Below are 18834 nucleotides of genomic sequence, written 5' to 3'. Positions count from 1 at the left end.
CCTGTCGGGGTCAGCCCTGTTTGACCACGTTGATCATCCAGGGGACGCCAAAGCGGTCGACGACTTTGCCAAAGCCGTGGGCCCAGAATGTTTCCTGCCAGGCCATCTCAATGCGCCCGCCGACGGCCAGCGCGTCGAACCAGCGCTGGCCTTCAGCGACATCGCTGGGATCGAGGACGAGGGTGAAGCCGGCGTAATGCACATCGGGCCCGAAGGCGCTGTCGCTCAGCATCAGCTCGCCGTTGTTGATGCGCAGGCTGGCGTGGGCGATGGCATCATCTGCCATCTTCTGGCCAGACGGGCAGCCGTCTGACGCTTCTTGCGCCGGGGGCGGCATTTCGCCAAAGGTCATTTTAAACATCAGCTCCGCGCCCAGCGTCTGCTGATAGAAGGCGATTGCCTCGGCGCAGTTGCCTGCAAAGGCAAGGTAGGGACTTAAGGACATGGTGAATACCTCAGTGACCGTAACCCGTAAAGCGTAGTCGCCTGGGACGCTGTTGAGCCAGACGGCAGCGCGAAAATGTGTAGCGGCATAGCGGCGAAATGGTCAGTGAAAATAGCGGGGACTGAGGCGGAAAATAACAGGTTGCACAGGGAGCGGGTGGGGCACGATGATATCGGGAGCGGCGACGGTGGTGCAGGAAAATAATGATGCCGCCCTCCCGGAAATAAATCAGTTCTTTTTGACGAATTCCGACTTGAGCTTCATCGGACCAAAACCATCAATTTTGCAGTCAATATTGTGATCGCCTTCGACCAGACGGATATTCTTCACTTTGGTGCCGATTTTCAGCATCGAAGAGCTGCCTTTTACCTTCAGATCTTTCACGACGGTAACGCTATCGCCATCGGCCAGTAAATTGCCATTGGCATCTTTAACGATCAGAACGTCGCTCTCTTCTGTCGCCTCGGCAGGGTTCCACTCATGGGCACATTCCGGGCAGATGTACATGCCGTTATCTTCATAAGTGTAAGTCGAATCGCATTTTGGGCAGTGTGGCAGTTGCATGACGTTCCTCGTGATGTCGTCGGAAAACAGGACGTTGGTCCTCTAAACAGCGGCTGATAGCCGAAAGTGTGGCTGATTATAGCGCAATCACCCACTTTTGTCGGGTGTTTTTTTAGTAAAAATTACCCATCATACTATTCGGGTGAAAGCAGAATAACCGCCAAAATTATCCGCCAGAGGATAAGGGGGAGTGAGGAAATAATTTTTGCGAGCAGCCAGGAAAATGAACTTATTTATTTTCGGACACTCTGTAATAGGGCGGTAAATTTATGTGAAGTTGATCGCAGATATAAACGCTGTTAGGGTAAAAAAGGGGAGCAGGTCAATTTCATCGGGTATCACGATCGGCCGCTCTATTTATTCACCAGTAGCCAGAGCAGGCGTCAACAGGTTCGGTTGTACATTCTGTCAGCAGACAGTGCAGGCAAACCTGCTACGCTTGAAATGAGGAGCACAGCAATTCACCGCTCCTGACGCACGATGCGAATGGCATTGCCATTCGGCGATGATGCGTGTACTCAAGGCGGAGTAGCAGAGGAAAAATATGCTTAAAAGGAAAAAAATAAAGCCCATCACCCTTAAGGATGTGACCATCATCGATGATGGTAAACTGAAAAAGGCGATCACCGCGGCCTCCCTGGGTAACGCGATGGAGTGGTTCGATTTCGGCGTCTATGGCTTTGTGGCCTACGCCTTAGGTAAAGTCTTCTTCCCCGATGCCAACCCAAGCGTGCAGATGATTGCCGCACTCGGTACCTTCTCCGTTCCATTTTTAATTCGTCCGTTAGGCGGCCTGTTTTTCGGGATGCTGGGCGATAAATATGGTCGGCAGAAAATCCTCGCAATAACCATCGTGATCATGTCGATAAGTACTTTCTGTATCGGCCTGATTCCGTCGTATGCCACGATAGGCATCTGGGCGCCGATCCTGCTGCTGCTGTGTAAAATGGCGCAAGGCTTCTCGGTCGGCGGTGAATATACCGGGGCATCGATCTTCGTCGCGGAATATTCTCCTGACCGTAAACGCGGCTTTATGGGCAGCTGGCTGGACTTTGGCTCCATCGCCGGGTTTGTGATGGGGGCCGGCGTGGTGGTTCTCATCTCCAGCGTGGTGGGGGAACAGAACTTTCTCGACTGGGGTTGGCGTATCCCGTTCTTCCTGGCGCTGCCGTTAGGCATCATCGGTCTCTATCTGCGCCATGCGCTGGAAGAGACCCCGGCGTTCCAGCAGCATGTGGACACCATGGAGCAGGGCGACCGTGAAGGACTGCAGGACGGGCCGAAGGTCTCTTTTAAAGAGATTGCCACCAAGCACTGGCGTAGCCTGCTGACCTGTATTGGTCTGGTGATTTCCACCAACGTGACCTATTACATGCTGCTGACCTATATGCCGAGCTACCTGTCGCATAACCTGCACTACTCGGAAGATCATGGGGTGCTGATCATCATCGCCATCATGGTCGGGATGCTGTTTGTGCAGCCGGTTATCGGTATGCTCAGCGACCGCTTTGGCCGTCGTCCGTTCATCCTGATTGGTAGCGTGGCGCTGTTTGCCCTGGCGATCCCGGCCTTCATTATGATTAACAGCAACGTGATTGGCCTGATTTTCGCTGGTCTGCTGCTGCTGGCGGTCGTGCTGAACTGCTTTATCGGGGTGATGGCCTCCTCGTTGCCGGCGATGTTCCCGACGCACATCCGCTTCAGCGCCCTGGCCAGCGCCTTTAACATCTCGGTGCTGGTTGCTGGTCTGACGCCAACCCTGGCGGCGTGGCTGGTGGAAACCACTCAGAACCTGATGATGCCGGCGTACTACCTGATGGTCATCGCGGTGGTGGGGATGGCGACGGGTCTGTCGATGAAAGAGACGGCTAACCGCCCGCTGAAAGGGGCGACCCCGGCAGCGTCGGATATCCAGGAAGCGAAAGAAATCCTTGGCGAGCACTACGATAACATCGAACAAAAAATCGAAGATATCGATCAGGAGATCGCCGATCTGCAGGCAAAACGGTCGCGTCTGGTGCAGCAGCATCCGCGTATCAACGACTAACCGTTTTCACTGTTAATCATGCCGCCTGGGGAGACCCCGGCGGCATTTTTTATGCCTCCGGCAAGGCCAGCCCGTGACGTCGCTGCTGGCTAAGTTTACGGTACTGCTGCGGCGGCATGCCCACGTAGCGGGTAAAGGTGCTGTAGAAGCGGCTGCTGGAACGGAAACCGGCGGTGAGGGCAATATCCAGGATGGTCTTGTCGGTATCGCTCAGCAGCGCCCGCACGTGATTGATACGCATAGCGGTAATGTACTGCTTCATGGTCTGCTGCATCACCCGCTGAAAGACCCCCATCGCGTAGTTCGGGTTGAGCTTAACGTGCTCGGCGACGGCGTCGACGGTCAGCGCCTGGTCGTAGTGGGCGGCGATAAACTCCAGCATCTGGCTGACATAAAACTGGGCGTGGCGCGAGACGCTGTTCTTGTGGGTGCGCGAGGTTTTGTTGACCAGAATCGGCTGCCAGCCGGAGAGGCTCAGCCGCTTGAGCATCAGGGCGATTTCATCGATCGCCAGCTGGCGAATCTGTTCATTGTCGTGGTTCAGCTCCTGCTGCCAGCGGCGCACTTCAAAGGCGCTTAACTGCTGCGCGGTGAGGGACTTAATCACCATCCCATGGGTGACGTGGTTGATCAGTTCGCGGTCCAGCGGCCATGAGAGAAACAGATGCATCGGCAGGTTGAATATCGCCATCTGCTGGCAATCGCCAGGGCGGGTCAGCTGATGCGGCGTACAGGCCCAAAACAGGGTGATATAGCCTTTTTCAATACGCACCACTTCGTTATTAATCAAATACTCTACATCGCCGTCGAATGGCACGTTGACCTCCACCTGGCCGTGCCAGTGGCTGGTGGGCATGGCGTGCGGCGGGCGCAGTTCGATATCCATACGCTGATACTCGGAGTAGAGCGCCAGCGGACTGCGGCTCTGCTTTTCGTCGCTGCTGCACATGAAGGGATCGGGGGGCAGGGAAGTAAAGCGGTGTTCCATCATTAACGTGTTCCTGGATTGTCAGAGTGGCTGCATTTTTCACCAAAACTGACGACAGCTTAGCCGAATAACTGGCCCGTTTTCTCTCCTTTTAAGTCGATCTATTCCCAAAAGCTCAGATTTTGTGGCGCTTAATGGCCGATCTGAGTTTCCGGGAATGCTCCGGCGCGAACAGGGCAGCGCAGCGGGGAGCGGCGTGCCACTCTGAAAGCGTTCAATGATCTGATGGAGAGAGTGCAATGTCTGCCCCAAAAATTACTTTTATCGGCGCCGGTTCGACGGTGTTCGTCAAAAATATTCTCGGTGATGTTTTCCAGCGCCCGGCGCTGAAGTCGGCGCATATCGCGCTGATGGATATCGATGAAACCCGGCTGGAAGAGTCGCATATCGTGGTGCGCAAGCTGATGGATTCGGTGGGCGCGAACGGCGAAATCAGCTGCCATCGCGATCGTAAAACCGCCCTGCAAGGCGCCGATTTTGTCGTCGTCGCTTTCCAGATTGGCGGCTATGAGCCCTGTACCGTCACCGATTTTGAAGTCTGCAAGCGCCACGGCCTGGAGCAAACCATCGCCGATACGCTGGGGCCGGGGGGCATTATGCGCGCGCTGCGGACCATTCCCCACCTGTGGGCTATCTGCGACGATATGACAGAGGTCTGCCCGGACGCCACCCTGCTTAACTACGTCAACCCGATGGCGATGAACACCTGGGCCATGTACGCCCGCTACCCGCATATCAAGCAGGTTGGCCTGTGCCATTCGGTACAGGGGACAGCGGAAGAGCTGGCGCGCGATCTCGATCTCGATCCGGCGGATTTACGCTACCGCTGCGCGGGAATTAACCATATGGCGTTCTATCTGTCGCTGGAGAAAAAGCTCGCTGACGGCAGCTACGTCAGTCTCTATCCCGACCTGCTGCAGGCCTACGCCGAGGGCCGGGCGCCGAAGCCGAACCTGCACGGCAACCCGCGCTGCGAAAACATCGTCCGCTATGAGATGTTCAAAAAGCTGGGCTACTTTGTCACCGAATCGTCGGAGCATTTCGCGGAATATACGCCATGGTTTATCAAGCCGGGCCGCGATGATCTTATCGCCCGCTATAAAGTGCCGCTGGATGAATACCCTAAACGTTGCGTCGAGCAACTGGCCAACTGGCATAAAGAGCTGGAGAGCTATAAGCGCGGTGAGCGCATCGACGTTAAACCATCGCGCGAGTATGCCAGCACCATCATGAACGCCATCTGGACCGGCGAGCCAAGCGTGGTGTACGGCAATGTGCGCAACGATAATCTCATCGACAACCTGCCGCAGGGCTGCTGTGTGGAAGTGGCTTGCCTGGTGGACGCCAACGGTATTCAACCGACGAAAGTGGGCGCGCTGCCGGCGCATCTGGCGGCGCTGATGCAGACCAACATCAACGTGCAGACGCTGCTAACGGAGGCCATTCTGACGGAAAATCGCGACTATGTTTATTACGCCACGATGATGGATCCGCACACCGCCGCGGTGCTGGGGATCGAAGAGATCTACGCGCTGGTGGACGATCTGATCGCCAGCCACGGCGACTGGCTGCCGGCCTGGCTGCACCGTTAATCCTCTCATGCCGCCGGGGGATCTGGCCCGGCGGCGCCTGCCATGCTCTATCAAACACTGAAGGAGGCGCTGGCGACAGCGACCTGTACCCTATGAGTATTTCAATGACAACAAAGCTCAGCTACGGATTTGGTGCCTTTGGTAAAGATTTCGCTATCGGTATCGTCTACATGTACCTGATGTATTACTACACCGATATTGTCGGGTTATCGGTTGGGGTGGTCGGCACCTTATTCCTGGTGGCGCGGATCCTCGATGCGATAGCCGATCCAATCATGGGATGGATCGTCAACTGCACGCGATCGCGATGGGGGAAGTTCAAACCGTGGATCCTGATCGGCACGATAACCAACTCGGCGGTGCTGTATATGCTGTTCAGCGCCCATCACTTCAGCGGCGGGGCGCTACTGGCGTGGGTATGGCTGACCTATCTACTGTGGGGCTTCACCTACACCATCATGGATGTGCCGTTCTGGTCGCTGGTGCCGACCATTACCCTCGATAAACGCGAACGCGAACAACTGGTGCCTTACCCGCGCTTTTTCGCCAGTCTTGCCGGGTTTGTTACGGCCGGCGTCACGCTGCCGTTTGTCAGCGCTGTCGGCGGCGCCGACCGCGGTTTTGGTTTCCAGATGTTCACTCTGGTGCTGATCGCCTTCTTTGTGGTTTCCACCCTCGTCACCCTGCGCAACGTCCATGAGGTTTACTCCTCCGACAGCGGCGTGAGCGAGGATTCCAGCCATCTTTCACTGCGCCAGATGGTGGCGCTTATCTATAAAAACGATCAGCTGGCCTGTCTGTTAGGCATGGCGCTGGCCTATAACACGGCGGCGAATATTATCGCTGGCTTTGCGATTTACTACTTTACCTACGTCATTGGCAGCGCGGAGATGTTTCCGTATTACATGTCCTACGCGGGGGCGGCGAATTTGCTGACGCTGATCCTGTTCCCACGGCTGGTAAAAGGGCTGTCGCGGCGCATTCTGTGGGCGGGGGCATCGATCATGCCGGTGCTGGGCTGCGGCGTGCTGTTGCTGATGGCGCTGAGCGGCGTTTACAACATCGCGCTGATTTCGCTGGCCGGGGTGCTGTTGAATATCGGCACCGCGCTGTTCTGGGTGCTGCAGGTCATTATGGTGGCCGATACCGTCGACTACGGCGAATATACGATGAATATCCGCTGCGAAAGCATCGCCTACTCGGTACAGACGCTGGTGGTGAAAGCGGGCTCGGCGTTTGCGGCCTGGTTTATTGCTGTGGTGCTGAGTATCATCGGCTACGTGCCGAATGTTGTTCAATCTGCACAGACGAAACTGGGGATGCAGGCGATTATGATTGCGCTGCCGACGCTCTTTTTTGCCCTGACGCTGTTTCTCTATTTTCGTTATTACAAACTGAATGGCGATATGCTGCGTCGTATTCAGATTCACCTGCTGGATAAATATCGCCGGGTACCGGAAAATGTCGTCGAGCCGGAACGGCCGATTGTAGTACCCAATCAGGTGTAAAAGCGTGCGAAAACCGCTGACGAAAGAGGGGAGGGATGCTCTCTTTTTGTACAAAAAACAGCGTCTGAAACAGACAGAGAAAGGAAACTGTAATTCTCTATTTTGTCTCAATAATTTCTCTTTCTGGGTTCATGGAGTTGTCTTTTTCTCCCGATGTTCTCAAATAAAACTCGGAATTGTCTCTTTTTCGTGCTCTTGCGCTGCTTTTTAACTCTTGCTACTCTTTTTGGGTCTTACATTTTTCTCTTATTTGTCTCAGTGATGGAGCAATGCGATGCGCATTTTTATCGATGATGGTTCAACCAATATCAAAATGCTGTGGGAGCAAGATGGCGAAACTTTCACCCATATCAGCCCCAACAGTTTCAAGCGAGGCTGGTCTGCCACCTTCGGTTCCGGGAAGCCATTTAACTACACCGTGGATGATGAAAAGTACTCTTTCGACCTGATCACCCCCGATGCGCTGCCGACCAATAACATTGACTGGCAATATAGCCCGTTGAATTCCATCGCCGTCCATCACGCGCTGCTGACCAGTGGTCTGGAGCCGCAGGATGTTGAAATTGTGGTCACCCTGCCGCTGACCGAATTTTATGACGAAGATGCGCAATATCGCCTCGACAACATTGAGCGTAAGAAAAAGAGCCTGCTGCGCGACGTTAAACTGAATAAAGGCGTGGTGTTCAATATCACCAAAGTCACCGTGCGTCCGGAATCCATTCCGGCGGGTATTAGCCTGTGTGATGAACTGAAACCGTCGCATTCGGTGCTCATTGTCGACCTTGGCGGCACCACACTGGATATTTCGATGGTCGCCGGGCAGATGACCTCGGTTTCGCGTATTTACGGCGACCCGAAGCTGGGCGTATCGCTGGTGACCGACGCCGTTAAGCTGGCGCTGGCGCGGGCGAATACCGACACTTCCAGCTATAACGTCGACCAGATAATTATCAACCGCCACGACGAAGAATACCTGACCGACAACATCAACGATCCGGATGCGGTTTCTGAGGTGAAAAAGGTCATCGCGAACAGTATTGAACGCCTGACCACCCGCGTCCTGACAGCCATCGATAGCTTTAAAGGCTATTCGCACGCCATCGTGATTGGCGGCGGCGCGCCGCTGGTGGCCGATGCGATTCGTGAACGTATGGGCCTGCGCGAAGATCGTTTCGTGGTGGCTGAAGAGCCGCAGTTCGCCCTTGTGCGTGGTCTGAAAATTATTGGCTAAGGAGCGTCTATGACTCTGGATCGCAGAAAGGTTCTGATATACCTGCGCCCGGATATCAGCGCCAGCGAGCGCTTTGCGGACGCGAAAATTGAGGCCCATCACCGCGGCGACCGCGGCGATATGTCGCGTACGGCGCTGCTGGCGGGGCTGGCGTTAGGGGAAGTCGATAGCCGCCTGCCGTCGATGCTGGCGGCGCTGCTGGCGGAAGATACTAAACCGGAAACGCTGCGTAAGATGCTGGCTTCGTTCCTTGAAATCCAGCCGGCCTCTTCCGCCCCGGCGTCCGCGCCAGCGGCCGCGCCGGTTAAAGCGCCGGAGCCGCCAGCCCCGGTGAGCGAGAGCGTCTCCGCGCGTAATCTCGCCGGTTCGTTACCGGATTAAGCGCTGTTCCCGGTTTGCGCTATCCGGGAAACTCCCCGGCTTGCGCTGCGCTTAGCCGGGCTACTGTTTGCACTGTCCGGTAGCTCGGGTAAGGCGGAACGCCGCGACCCGGGAAATTCCGCTTAGTTTGTAGGCCGGGTAAGGCGTAGCCGCCACCCGGCATACAGGCGGCTCCTTGGCTGTGGCCATGCCCGGCGGCGCTACGCTTGCGCGAGCCTACGGATCCAGTGCAATGGTGGGCCCAGTGCAGTTTGTAGGCCGGGTAAGGCGTAGCCGCCACCCGGCATACAGGCGGCTCCTTGGCTGTGGCCATGCCCGGCGGCGCTACGCTTGCGCGAGCCTACGGATCCAGTGCAATGGTGGGCCCAGTGCCGTTTGTAGGCCGGATAAGGCGTAGCTGCCACCCGGCACGAAGACGGAACGCTGCCACCCGGGATGTCGCCCCTATCCGTGGGCGAGGAAGCGGGCCAGGCGCTGCTGCAGCAGGCGATTTTCGCGGGTCAGCCGCGCGTTCTCATCCAGCAGCGTCAGCGCCACTGCAATCCCCGGCCAGTCCAGCTCCAGCTCATTACGCAGGCGCACCGCGCGATGGACAATCGTCACCGCGCTGTCGTCGAACAGCCAGGTTTCCGCCTGCGGCTGGTGCGGTTCAATCATCCCTAAGCCGACGATCTCCGCCAGCTCCTCTTCCGATACCCCGGTACGCAGGCACAATTCGGTAATGGTAAACGTCACTGTTACTGTAGCCATCAGGCTTTCCCCCATGTCTTACGCGGATCGAAGCTGGCTTCGGCGGCGGCCAATTGTTGCCAGAGCTCACGCGCTTTTTCATCTGGTTTTGGCGGCATGACAATTTTGATGACGGCGAACAAATCGCCAGTGTGGGTTTTGCTCACCAGCCCTTTACCCTTGATGCGCAGGCGCTGTCCTGCCTGACTGCCCGGCGGCACCGTTAGCAGGATGCTCTCTTTCAGGGTGGGCACCGTCACTTTCGCGCCCAGCGCGGCCTCCCATGGCGACAGCGGCAGGACGATCTCCAGGTTATGGCCCACGATGTCGAACAGCGGATGCGGGGCGATGTGGATAACCAGCCACAGATCGCCGTTCGGGCCGCCGTTTTCGCCCGGCGTCCCCTGGCCTTTCAGGCGGATACGCTGACCATCGACTACCCCGGCGGGGATCTTCACATTCAGCGTTTTCGGCGTTTCACTTTCGATCATGCCAAACACGTTGTACACCGGCAGGTTATAGCTGATGGTGCGGGTCTGCTCGGCCAGCGTCTCTTCAAGGAACACCGCCACTTCGATCTCCAGATCGTGGCCGCGTGCGGCATGCTGACGGCGACGCTGATGCGCCTGCTGGCCAAACATGGAGGAGAAGATGTCGTCGAAATCTTGCTGGCTGTAGCTCTGCTCGTGTGTCTGCTGCTGGCGACCGAAGCCGGGATCGTTGCGATGCTGCCAGAGCTGATCGTATTCGGCGCGTCGCTGCTCATCTTTCAAGACTTCCCAGGCTTCGGCGAGATCCTTGAATTTGGCTTCGGCATCGCTTTCTTTACTGACGTCGGGGTGGTATTTGCGTGCCAGGCGGCGGTAGGCGGTCTTGATGGTTTTCAGATCGTCGGTTGGTTGCACCCCGAGAATGGCATAATAATCCTTCAATTCCATGATTTTATCTCATCTATGCTCAGTGCGGTGGTTACATATTCCCTGGAACAGGCGTCAGTATAAAGCGTAGGGCAAATGCGCCCTGAAGGGGAAGAAAAGTGGCGGAAACTTGACGCCGTCGGGGTCAACGGCGTCATGGGCGAGGCTAGTCTTTCGCCTGCGGGCGTGGGCGACGGCGCCATCCTTCAAACAGCACCAGCAGCGCGCCGACGGCGCCGGCCACGCGTGCGGTGCCGTCTCCGACGTCGGGAAACAGCTGCTGAATGGTGGGATCGCTGACCAGCATCGACCCGGCAATCCAGCCGATGAGCATTCCGCCCAACAGCACCACGGCGGGAAAGCGGGTGAGCAGGACCAGGACCAGTTTGCTGCCAGCGACGATAATCGGAATGCTGATCGCCACGCCGAGGGCGACCAGCGCAATGTGCCCTTTCCCCGCCGCAGCGACCGCCAGCACGTTATCCAGCGACATGATCACATCGGCGACGGTGATGGTGATCGCGGTGCGCCACAGGCTCGCGGAGCTGCCGACCTCGCTCTCTTCCTCCTCATTACTCACCAGCTTCATGCCAATCCACAGCAGGAGCAACGCGCCGACTATTTTCAGCCACGGTAGCGACAGAAGATACAGGGCGATCGCCAGCAATAGCACGCGCGCCAGGATCGCCCCCACGGTACCGATGATGATCGCTTTGGTACGTTTTTGTGGCGGCAGTTTGCGGCAGGCCATGGCTATCACCACGGCGTTATCGCCGCCCAGCAGTAAATCGATGGCGACAATCTGCAGCATAATCACCGCCATGTCCCATTGTTGGAGTAATGCATTCATTTCGAGAGAAACCACCTGAAAAAGAGCAAGAAAAACCGCTGCGCAGGGTACTCCGCCTGGGGCGCATTGACCACTGACGCAGACCCGCGCCGTCGCGCGGGAAAAGCGAGCCTGAAAAATAAAGTTACGAATCAACGCGCCGTTGGGCAAGGCTTCGGCGAAAAAGGGTGATATTTTGTCACCCAGACTCACCTGCCGTTCACTTATCGCAAGGATCCCCACTATGTCTGGCCACAAGAAATACCTCTCTGTCGCCCTGCTGAGCGCTGTCTTACTGCCGGCGATGGCCTCTGCCGCTGACGCGCCGGCGACCTTCACCCCGGAACAGGAGGCGAAAATCGGCAAAATCGCCGCCGACTACCTGGTCGCCCACCCGGAAGTCCTCCTGCAGGCGAGCCAGAAATTGCAGCAAATACAGGCTGAACAGCAGGCCAGCGCGGCCACCCAGGCGGTGCTGAAAAACGCGGCTGTATTGACCCAGGATAAAAATACCCCGACCTACGGCCCGGCCAATGGCAAAGTCACGGTGATCGAATTCTTCGACTACCAGTGCGTCTACTGCAGCCGTCTGGCGCCGGTGATGGAGCAGGTGATTAAAGCGCACCCGCAGACCCGCTTCGCCTTTAAAGAGTGGCCGATTTTCGGCGGCCGCTGGGAAAGCTCGCTGGAGGCGGCAAAAACCGGCCTGCAGATCTATCAGCAGAAAGGGGCGGATGCCTATCTGGCCTACCATAACGGGATTTACGCTACCGGCCATAACGAAGGTAAGCTGACGACGGCGGATATCCAGCAGCAGGCGAAGAAAGCCGGCTTTGATGCGAAGAAGGCCACCGACGTCGAACCGGTGCTGCAGAGCATTAACGACCTGGCGCAGGAGATTGGTCTGAGTGGCACGCCGGGCGTGATCGTGATGCCGACCACCGGCGCCACGGAAGCCAGCATCACCGTCTTCCCGGGGCTGGCGGATCAGGCCTCGCTGGAAGCCGCCATCAAAAAAGCCGGCGGCTGATCCCCGACGTCGTTACCTATCCAGGCCGCCGACGGCGGCCTTGCTCTCATGCGCGCTCGCTCTCTTCCTGCGGCGGCGGTAACGCGTGGCTTTTTAAATCAATAATCTGCCCGATTTGATCGTGGTAAACGGTGAGCAAATTATAGCGGCTCATCTCCGAGATAATTTGCGGCGCAACGTTAAAGCTGCTCGCCAGCTCATCATGTCGCAGGGTGAGCACCGCGGTATGATGCCGGGTGCGGGCGCGGCGCCGGTTGTAGTGGTACCAGAGGATCAACAGCCAGCCGTTCAGCGCGGCAATCAGCAGATACACCAGCGCCGTATTCAGTGAAGCCATCAGCGACTCCCAGCGCGGAGAGGGCGGCGCGATGAACTGCATCAGCAAATTGGCGTACAGAAAGAACAGAAAACCAAGCCAGGCCAGCAGCGTTAAACCGGCGTCGACCAGCCGGGGCAGCACACGGTGTTCGGTTAAGATGAGCGTATTTTCATTCATCACAGGCTTCCTTTTCCCCGGTCCGGACTCACCCAGCGCGCGCGGGAACGTTGACGTTTCACCATCACTTTTGGAAAAGCGACCAGCGTGGTCAGCAGGCCGATCATCCAGTAAACCATCGGGAACCAGATCACCCAGAACAGCGATTTGGCGACCTTTTTCTCGTAGCGTCGCTCGATATACAGACTGGCGACGAACTGCAGCAGGCACATCACGCCAAGCAGCATGCCGGTGAACTCCGGCGGAAACAGGCTGTGCACCGCCAGATTGTCAGGCAGCGGCATCAGGCGGCTGAGGATAAACAGCAGAATGGTAACCGCGTAGGCAAAGGCCCACAGCGTGGAGCAGGCATACTCCAGAAACAGCGGCCACATCCGATGATGCTCCCAGTGAAACAGACGACGGAGGTTAACCAGGAAAACCTCCGCGCCTCCCTGCGCCCAGCGCAGACGCTGCTTCCATAACCCTTTAAGGGTCTCCGGCATCAGGATCCAGCACAGCGCCCGCGGCTCGAAAAAGATGTCCCAGTGGCGGAGCTGAAGCTTCCAGCTGATATCAATATCTTCGGTGATCATATCCGGGCTCCAGTAGCCGACGTCCGCCAGCGCCTGGCGCCGGAAGGCGGCAATCACACCGGAGACGGTAAAGACCCGGCCATAGATCCGCTGCGTCCGCTTGATAAGCCCAATGATCGACGAGAATTCTCCCACCTGAATGCGACCGATCAGCGTGGATCGGGTGCGGATCCGCGGGTTGCCGGTGACCGCCCCGACGTGCGGATAGTGGATCAACGGCGCGACCAGCCAGGCCGCGGTATCCCGGTCCAGCAGGGCGTCGCCATCGATGCAGACCAGCAGATCGCCGCGGGCGGCGGCGGCGCCTGCTTTGAGCGCCACCGCTTTTCCCTGATTGGCGGCCAGGTGGATCACCCGCAGCTTCGGCTCCTCCTGCGCCAGCTGCTGGAGCACCTGGGCGGTGTTGTCCGAAGAGCCGTCGTTAATGGCGATCACTTCGAGATTGGCGTAACGCTGGGCCAGCGCCGCGCTGATGGTTTCCCGGGCGTTTTTCTCCTCGTTAAAACAAGGGATCAGGATCGAAATCAGCGGATTGCCCGGCAGCGTCGGCGGCGGGGTATCCTCCCCCCATGGCCAGTGGCGTTCCAGCTGAAACCAGAAGTAAAGGCCCCCGGTGATCCACAGCACTGACATAAACAGCGGCCAGAAAAAGACAAAGTCGAGGATGAGCTCGCCGGTAAATACCGCTGCGACACCTAACGGCAGCCCGAATACGAGGCATAAAATGCACAATGCGATGATGCGATCAGTCATGGTCAGGGTACCACCAGGAAGAAAATTGCGGCCTGATACGGGAGATATCAGGCTGGTTGTTAATAAAATCGTCAGGGTAGTAGCCGTAATTTTTGACGCCGTTCAGCCGCAGCAAACGCATCCAGTCCGCTAGCTGCTGGTCGGGAATGGCGTTTTGCTGGCGTCGGTTCCAGTCTCTGGCCTGCAGTTCAAAGATGGTTTTCTTCAGCGCGCCCGGGTGGCTGGCGACGGCCTGGACCAGCCGCGTCAGCCAGGCCTGGCTGGCGTCAATCGGTACGGACTCCATCAGCGGCATCGCCATGGGTACCGTCCAGTCATAGGCGGCAAGAAAGTCATCCAGATTCTGCGCGAACCAGGCTTCGCTCTGCGGCTCCAGGATCGGCAGGGCGAAGAGATTACGCGCCGTTTTCACCTGCGGGCCGCGGATGGCCTGCACCGCCTGGCGTAGATCCAGAGTGAAGCGGGTCAGGGTTTGGCTTTTGAAACGCATCCATGCCTGGCGCTCTTGCGGACTTTGGGGCACCGGGCCGGCATCGTGTCCCAGACCCGTCTGCCGCCAGGCGGCGACCGCCTCCGGGCTCACGTCTTCAAAATCGGTCAGCACGGCGTCATCGTGAAACAGAATCCCGCTGAAGCTGGCGTGCCGGGCCAGATCTTCATAGATGTCGGTGATCTGCTGGCGAACCCGGGGATCCCAGGGCGACAGGCGAACGTACGGCTGGCGGGCAAGTAATGCCTTGCCGGTTTGCGGATCCCAGCGCTGAACGCGCGGCAGATCGGACGAGAGATCGAAGGCCAGCACCGGCATCCAGGCATACACCTTCACACCGCCGCGGGTCTGCAACTGCCAGGAGACGAAGTTAAACAGGTCGGCGCGCATCGGCAGCCAGCGGTTAGGGAAATAGAGCGACTTGACCGTGCCGTCGCCCTGCGGGTCGGAAAAGGCCTGCAGAAAGACATGGCTGATTTTCATGTCATAGACGCGCTGCACCAGCTTATCGATATTCTTCGCCTGCTGGACGGGATTGGGATCATAGACATAGTCCAGATCCACATGCATCACCCGAACAGGATCGGCTTCCTGGATCTGGGTTACGGCGTTGGCAAACGCCTTGATCGACGGATTCCCGGCGATCAGCAGGCGCGGAATATTGTCCAGGTCCTTCACGTTGCCCAGGCCGTCGTTCAGCGTAAACGCCAGCTGATAGCCCTGCTGTTTGGCGATAGCCAGGGTACTGCCGCTGGCGGCGCCATAGGGCCACACCCAGGCGCGCGGTGCTTTCCCGGCGACCTCGTGGATTTTCGCCGTCACTTTCTGCACGTCATCGGCCATGCGCCGGGTAAACTGCGCGTCGCTTTCATAACGACCGGTGGTTTTATCCCAGCCGCGGTTGGCGGCGGCGGGCTCGCGGCTGCCCTGCGGATTGGCCGGTAGGCCGTAGTGAGAGGCCCAGGTGTGCGAGCCGATTTCCACCAGCGGCGAGCGGCTAAGCTCGCGCACCATCTCCCAGGTGGCGAAGCGATCGCGCGGTGTCATCAGGCCGCCAAAATTAACGGGCTGCCCGGCGGGAGTGTCCACCCAGCTGCCCACCGGCGCCCAGAGCGCCGGAACATTCCAGGCTTTAAGCAGCGGCCAGACGCGGGTGTAAAAGCTGCTATAGCCATCGTCGAAGCTGAGAAGAAAAGCCCTGGCCGGCAGCGGCTTAACGCCATGGTGCGCGTCAAGAATGTCCTGGACGCTCACCGCATGGTAGCCGTGATGCAGCAGCCAGGCGATCTGCTCGTTGAGCGCGCTGGTGCGCACTGAAAGATAACGCTGGTCGGCGGCGTCGTCTTCGACATCATGGTAGGCCAGCACCAGAAAGCGATCCGCCGGCCAGGGTTGATTGGCCTCCAGTTGGGGGCGCTGCTGCGGGGCGAGGAAGGGGACTTCCTCAGCACGCACGCTGAAGATAAGGCACAGCCAGACGAGAAGCATCAGGCCGTTGCGCAGGGTCGTGTTCAGCATGGTCATCCTTAAAACCGTATATTTGCATCAAGAGTGATGGCGAGGTTGTTTTCGCGTTTACCGTCGTAGGGGCGTTTGTCCCAGTTCAGCATCACCCCGGTGTCGACGACGTTGTTCCAGCGCAGGCGCTGCCCGTAGCCCAGCACCGTGATCGCGCCGGCGGCGTGATTTTTTTGCCAGTAGCTGCCGCCGCCGGCGAGTAGCTGCTGGCTCCAGACGGTGTCATAGCGCTGGTAAAGCGTGTGATCGACGGCCAGCGCCGCGGTGGCGGCGAGGTCCCGTGCCGGACTGTAGTAGGCGGTGTCGGTGCGGCTATTGGTGCTGGCCGACAGACCGGGCTGCAGATCCAGCGTTAACCACGGCGTCTGCCAGAGGCGTTCTTTACCGGAGAGGGTGTACTCCTGGCGGCGGTTGTGGTCGGTAAACCGGCTGGCGGCCACGCTGACGCGGTACTCCCGGCGTTCGTTTTGATACCAGCGCAGCCAGCCTTCGCCGCGGTTGGCGCTGACGCCGTTGCGTAACGCGCGCAGCGGGGTCTGCTGCGAAATCCGCTCCAGTTCGCCGCCCAGCTGCCAGCGATCGCTGACGTCATGCGCGGCGGAAAGGCGGACGCCGGGTTTGTTCTCGCCGTGAAAATTGACGCTGGAGAGTTCAAGCTCGCCCCAGTAGTCGCGCGGGCGCCATTCAACGCCGGCGAACAGCTGGCGACGGCTGCCTTTTCCCTCTTCAAAATTGCCTTCAGCGAAGCGGTGCCCGCCGAACAATCGCCAGCTGTCGGCTAGCGGCGGACTGTAGATCGCCGTCTCAAAACTGAGGTCGTGGGTACCGCTGACCGGGTTGTCGGAGTGCAATCCTTTGCCAACACTCAGGCGAAGTTCGGAAAGATGATGGACCTCGCGGGCTCTGGCTAAGCGTTGGGTATTCAGATCTCGTGGCGAGCGGGCGATGACATCGTCAGTCAGCAGTTCCATTTGCCGCCACTCCTGCAGATCGAGGGCGACCCAGGCCTGCTGGCGCTCCAGCTGCAGGCTGGTGGGATCCATAGATTCCGCTGCTTTTAGCTGGCGTTCGGCGGCTCGCGGTAGCCCTCTGTCCTGCAGAAGGGCGGCATAATCTATCTGCAGGCCCTGATTGCCGGGGGCCGTTGCCGCCAGGCGCTGCATCCGGGCTTCGGCCTGCGGCAGGGCGTTGGTGGCCGCTAAATAGTGCACGTTAAGCGACTGTGCGGTGAGCCAGTCGTCATTCGGCTGCGGCGTCGGCGAACCGTAGAGACGACGGATGTAGGGTGCATTCCGGGTGAGGCGGGCGACATACTGTTGCGCCGCCGGGTACTGACCGGTGTCCAGCAGGGCGTAGAAAAGCTCGTGTTCCTCATTCTGTTGGCTTGTCAGCCACGAGGGATGCTGGTGAATAAGCGTCAGCGCAGGCTCAATTTGCTTAAGGGCGATATAAGAGGAGATGACCCAGCCGATGGCCCAGTCGGGAACGGTCTGCTGCTGCGCGATGAGATTTTGGTATTCGCGGATGACCTGCGCGTAATCTGCATTGGCGTACAGGGCGCCAAGACGATCAATGCGCGCCCGGATGATGTCGGGCGCAGCCTGGGGATCGGGGTGCCAGGCGGCGATCATCGCGTCATACTGCGTGAGCGCCGTGCGGGCCAGCGCGTAACGCGCGTTTTCTTCGCGGGAAGGCGTATCAGCAAGGCGCACCAGTTCGGCAGCGGCGTTCAACTGCAGATTGCGCTTTTCCGCAGGCGTCAGTTCAACACTATCCGCCAGGCCGAGAGCAGGGGAATCGATCCGGTTGCGGGTCAGGGTCGCCATCAGGCTGGTCAGCGCAGCTTTGTTTTGCGGCTCACGATCGAGGATCTGCGTGTCCACCAGCAGCTGGTCCCAGCTTTTGCCAAGCCGCAGGTAGACATATGAGAGCGTTTGCAGGTGCGCGGTGCTCGCCTGCTCCGCCACCAGGCGACGCGCTTCACTGAGTGCCTCGCCGTCCTTGCGGGCATCGGCCAGCGTTTTGATATAGCCGATACGATAATCGTCGTCGGGTGCCTGGCTTAGGGCTTGCTGCCAGAGGGTGAGCGAGGCTTGCCACTGTTTCTGGTTGCGCAGGGCCTGCGCCGCCGCCGCGGTGCCGCGTGCGGGAAGCGGCATATAGACCTGGTAGCGTCGCCAGACTTTCACCACTTCATCGTCCTGACCAGCCCAGAGGGCTACCTGCAGCCAGTCCGCCACCTGAGAAGGGGTTAAGGCATGCCGCAGCTGGTACTGCTGAAGATAAGAGAGAAAGGGGGCATACTGGCCTTGACGCGCTTGCAGGATCTGCTGGTCATAGAGCGAATCTGCTCCCTGAACCAGCGCCGGGAAGAGCAAAAGTAAGCCGATTGACAGCGAGAGTTTCGTGTTGCGATTAAACAATAACGTATTTGAATAAGGTGATCTTTCCATTTCTATTTGCCATATGTTCATCAAGAATCCATTGCACAACACGACCGTCCTTTGACGGTGAGTTAAAGGATGAGGATGGTCCCATTTAGCTGACTGGCACTGCGGGTGAATGACTTATTGCAAAGTAATAAACATATCTCCTGTCGATAATTGGATGGATAATTTATACCCGATATGGCAGCGGATAAATATGGGTAAATGATGAACTGCGTTTTAAGATAAATCTGTAAAATCGGCTTTGATTGAACACTGGCGTTGAGAGGCTGTTCTTTAACTAACTGAAATAAA

At 58.1% G+C, this 18834-nt stretch carries 16 protein-coding genes and 1 pseudogene; 7 read left to right on the top strand and 10 right to left on the bottom strand.

Translation table 11 applies throughout. The features are described from left to right. Nucleotides 1-10 precede the first annotated feature (10 nt). On the bottom strand, nt 11-445 hold the full coding sequence (gene yjdN / locus CWM57_RS14500) for a VOC family metalloprotein YjdN (protein WP_002885221.1): 435 nt from the start codon (nt 443-445) through the stop codon (nt 11-13). A gap of 228 nt (nt 446-673) precedes the next feature. After that, complete coding sequence (locus CWM57_RS14495) at nt 674-1009, bottom strand: zinc ribbon domain-containing protein YjdM (protein WP_008807241.1); 336 nt, start codon at nt 1007-1009, stop codon at nt 674-676. A gap of 544 nt (nt 1010-1553) precedes the next feature. On the opposite strand from CWM57_RS14495, the gene proP reads away from it, so the two are divergent. Next, nucleotides 1554-3056, top strand: a complete 1503-nt coding sequence (proP, locus tag CWM57_RS14485; protein WP_008807240.1) for a glycine betaine/L-proline transporter ProP — start codon at nt 1554-1556, stop codon at nt 3054-3056. A gap of 49 nt (nt 3057-3105) precedes the next feature. Here proP and melR read toward each other — a convergent pair whose 3' ends face one another. Beyond that, a complete protein-coding gene (gene melR / locus CWM57_RS14480) occupies nt 3106-4044 on the bottom strand; it encodes a transcriptional regulator MelR (protein WP_165784212.1) in 939 nt (312 codons plus the stop codon). 239 nt (nt 4045-4283) lie between these two features. On the opposite strand from melR, the gene CWM57_RS14470 reads away from it, so the two are divergent. The 5 genes and pseudogenes from CWM57_RS14470 to CWM57_RS14450 all read left to right on the top strand — a co-directional run bounded on the left by CWM57_RS14470 (nt 4284) and on the right by CWM57_RS14450 (nt 8756). Next, nucleotides 4284-5636 (top strand): alpha-glucosidase/alpha-galactosidase, encoded by a 1353-nt coding sequence (locus tag CWM57_RS14470; protein WP_074387314.1) that lies wholly within the window; start codon nt 4284-4286, stop codon nt 5634-5636. 92 nt (nt 5637-5728) lie between these two features. Continuing rightward, a complete protein-coding gene (gene melB / locus CWM57_RS14465; RefSeq protein ID WP_100676127.1) occupies nt 5729-7144 on the top strand; it encodes a melibiose:sodium transporter MelB in 1416 nt (471 codons plus the stop codon). A gap of 4 nt (nt 7145-7148) precedes the next feature. Further along, nucleotides 7149-7268, top strand: a pseudogene (locus CWM57_RS27730) (hypothetical protein); the annotation flags it as partial. 150 nt (nt 7269-7418) lie between these two features. After that, nucleotides 7419-8375 (top strand): plasmid segregation protein ParM domain-containing protein, encoded by a 957-nt coding sequence (gene parM, locus CWM57_RS14455; RefSeq protein ID WP_100676129.1) that lies wholly within the window; start codon nt 7419-7421, stop codon nt 8373-8375. A 9-nt stretch (nt 8376-8384) separates the two neighbouring features. Further along, nucleotides 8385-8756 carry a plasmid partitioning/stability family protein gene (locus CWM57_RS14450; RefSeq protein ID WP_048331451.1) on the top strand — a complete coding sequence of 124 codons (372 nt, stop codon included), beginning with the start codon at nt 8385-8387 and terminating at the stop codon, nt 8754-8756. A gap of 444 nt (nt 8757-9200) precedes the next feature. On the opposite strand, the gene cbpM is transcribed toward CWM57_RS14450, so the two are convergent. From cbpM to CWM57_RS14435, 3 genes are all read right to left on the bottom strand, one after another. Continuing rightward, nucleotides 9201-9506 (bottom strand): chaperone modulator CbpM, encoded by a 306-nt coding sequence (gene cbpM / locus CWM57_RS14445; protein ID WP_074387311.1) that lies wholly within the window; start codon nt 9504-9506, stop codon nt 9201-9203. Beyond that, entirely contained in the window at nt 9506-10423 is a 918-nt protein-coding gene (cbpA, locus tag CWM57_RS14440; protein ID WP_074387310.1) for a curved DNA-binding protein, read from the bottom strand. The genes cbpM and cbpA overlap by 1 nt, the downstream gene beginning before the upstream one ends. A gap of 145 nt (nt 10424-10568) precedes the next feature. After that, complete coding sequence (locus tag CWM57_RS14435) at nt 10569-11252, bottom strand: TerC family protein (RefSeq protein ID WP_074387309.1); 684 nt, start codon at nt 11250-11252, stop codon at nt 10569-10571. Nucleotides 11253-11475: 223 nt separating this feature from the next. Between CWM57_RS14435 and CWM57_RS14425 the strand changes: the two genes are divergently transcribed. Then, nucleotides 11476-12261, top strand: a complete 786-nt coding sequence (locus CWM57_RS14425; RefSeq protein ID WP_008807232.1) for a DsbA family protein — start codon at nt 11476-11478, stop codon at nt 12259-12261. A gap of 46 nt (nt 12262-12307) precedes the next feature. Here CWM57_RS14425 and pgaD read toward each other — a convergent pair whose 3' ends face one another. The 4 genes from pgaD to pgaA are packed head-to-tail and all read right to left on the bottom strand — an operon-like array spanning nt 12308 to nt 18546. Next, nucleotides 12308-12757, bottom strand: a complete 450-nt coding sequence (gene pgaD / locus CWM57_RS14420) for a poly-beta-1,6-N-acetyl-D-glucosamine biosynthesis protein PgaD (protein WP_008807231.1) — start codon at nt 12755-12757, stop codon at nt 12308-12310. Next, a complete protein-coding gene (gene pgaC / locus CWM57_RS14415) occupies nt 12757-14085 on the bottom strand; it encodes a poly-beta-1,6-N-acetyl-D-glucosamine synthase (protein ID WP_032736701.1) in 1329 nt (442 codons plus the stop codon). Before pgaC ends, pgaD begins: the two co-directional genes overlap by 1 nt. Continuing rightward, nucleotides 14078-16093, bottom strand: a complete 2016-nt coding sequence (gene pgaB, locus CWM57_RS14410) for a poly-beta-1,6-N-acetyl-D-glucosamine N-deacetylase PgaB (RefSeq protein ID WP_074387377.1) — start codon at nt 16091-16093, stop codon at nt 14078-14080. The genes pgaC and pgaB overlap by 8 nt, the downstream gene beginning before the upstream one ends. Before the next feature lie 8 nt (nt 16094-16101). After that, on the bottom strand, nt 16102-18546 hold the full coding sequence (gene pgaA / locus CWM57_RS14405) for a poly-beta-1,6 N-acetyl-D-glucosamine export porin PgaA (protein ID WP_165784208.1): 2445 nt from the start codon (nt 18544-18546) through the stop codon (nt 16102-16104). Nucleotides 18547-18834: the final 288 nt, after the last annotated feature.

Origin of the sequence: Klebsiella sp. G-Nf4, assembly GCF_002810615.1 — a bacterium.
GTDB classification, from domain to species: domain Bacteria; phylum Pseudomonadota; class Gammaproteobacteria; order Enterobacterales; family Enterobacteriaceae; genus Klebsiella; species Klebsiella variicola.
Note: the sequence above shows the minus strand (reverse complement) of the source record. Positions and strands in the feature narration are given on the sequence as shown.

Coding starts and splice junctions, on each gene's coding strand:
- CWM57_RS14450 (WP_048331451.1), top strand. CDS start 8,385: ATGACTCTGGATCGCAGAAAGGTTCTGATATACCTGCGCCCGGATATC.
- CWM57_RS14470 (WP_074387314.1), top strand. CDS start 4,284: ATGTCTGCCCCAAAAATTACTTTTATCGGCGCCGGTTCGACGGTGTTC.
- proP (WP_008807240.1), top strand. CDS start 1,554: ATGCTTAAAAGGAAAAAAATAAAGCCCATCACCCTTAAGGATGTGACC.
- pgaB (WP_074387377.1), bottom strand. CDS start 16,093: ATGCTGAACACGACCCTGCGCAACGGCCTGATGCTTCTCGTCTGGCTG.
- pgaA (WP_165784208.1), bottom strand. CDS start 18,546: ATGGAAAGATCACCTTATTCAAATACGTTATTGTTTAATCGCAACACG.
- CWM57_RS14495 (WP_008807241.1), bottom strand. CDS start 1,009: ATGCAACTGCCACACTGCCCAAAATGCGATTCGACTTACACTTATGAA.
- pgaD (WP_008807231.1), bottom strand. CDS start 12,757: ATGAATGAAAATACGCTCATCTTAACCGAACACCGTGTGCTGCCCCGG.
- melR (WP_165784212.1), bottom strand. CDS start 4,044: ATGGAACACCGCTTTACTTCCCTGCCCCCCGATCCCTTCATGTGCAGC.
- pgaC (WP_032736701.1), bottom strand. CDS start 14,085: ATGACTGATCGCATCATCGCATTGTGCATTTTATGCCTCGTATTCGGG.
- CWM57_RS14435 (WP_074387309.1), bottom strand. CDS start 11,252: ATGAATGCATTACTCCAACAATGGGACATGGCGGTGATTATGCTGCAG.
- yjdN (WP_002885221.1), bottom strand. CDS start 445: ATGTCCTTAAGTCCCTACCTTGCCTTTGCAGGCAACTGCGCCGAGGCA.
- melB (WP_100676127.1), top strand. CDS start 5,729: ATGAGTATTTCAATGACAACAAAGCTCAGCTACGGATTTGGTGCCTTT.
- CWM57_RS14425 (WP_008807232.1), top strand. CDS start 11,476: ATGTCTGGCCACAAGAAATACCTCTCTGTCGCCCTGCTGAGCGCTGTC.
- cbpA (WP_074387310.1), bottom strand. CDS start 10,423: ATGGAATTGAAGGATTATTATGCCATTCTCGGGGTGCAACCAACCGAC.
- parM (WP_100676129.1), top strand. CDS start 7,419: ATGCGCATTTTTATCGATGATGGTTCAACCAATATCAAAATGCTGTGG.
- cbpM (WP_074387311.1), bottom strand. CDS start 9,506: ATGGCTACAGTAACAGTGACGTTTACCATTACCGAATTGTGCCTGCGT.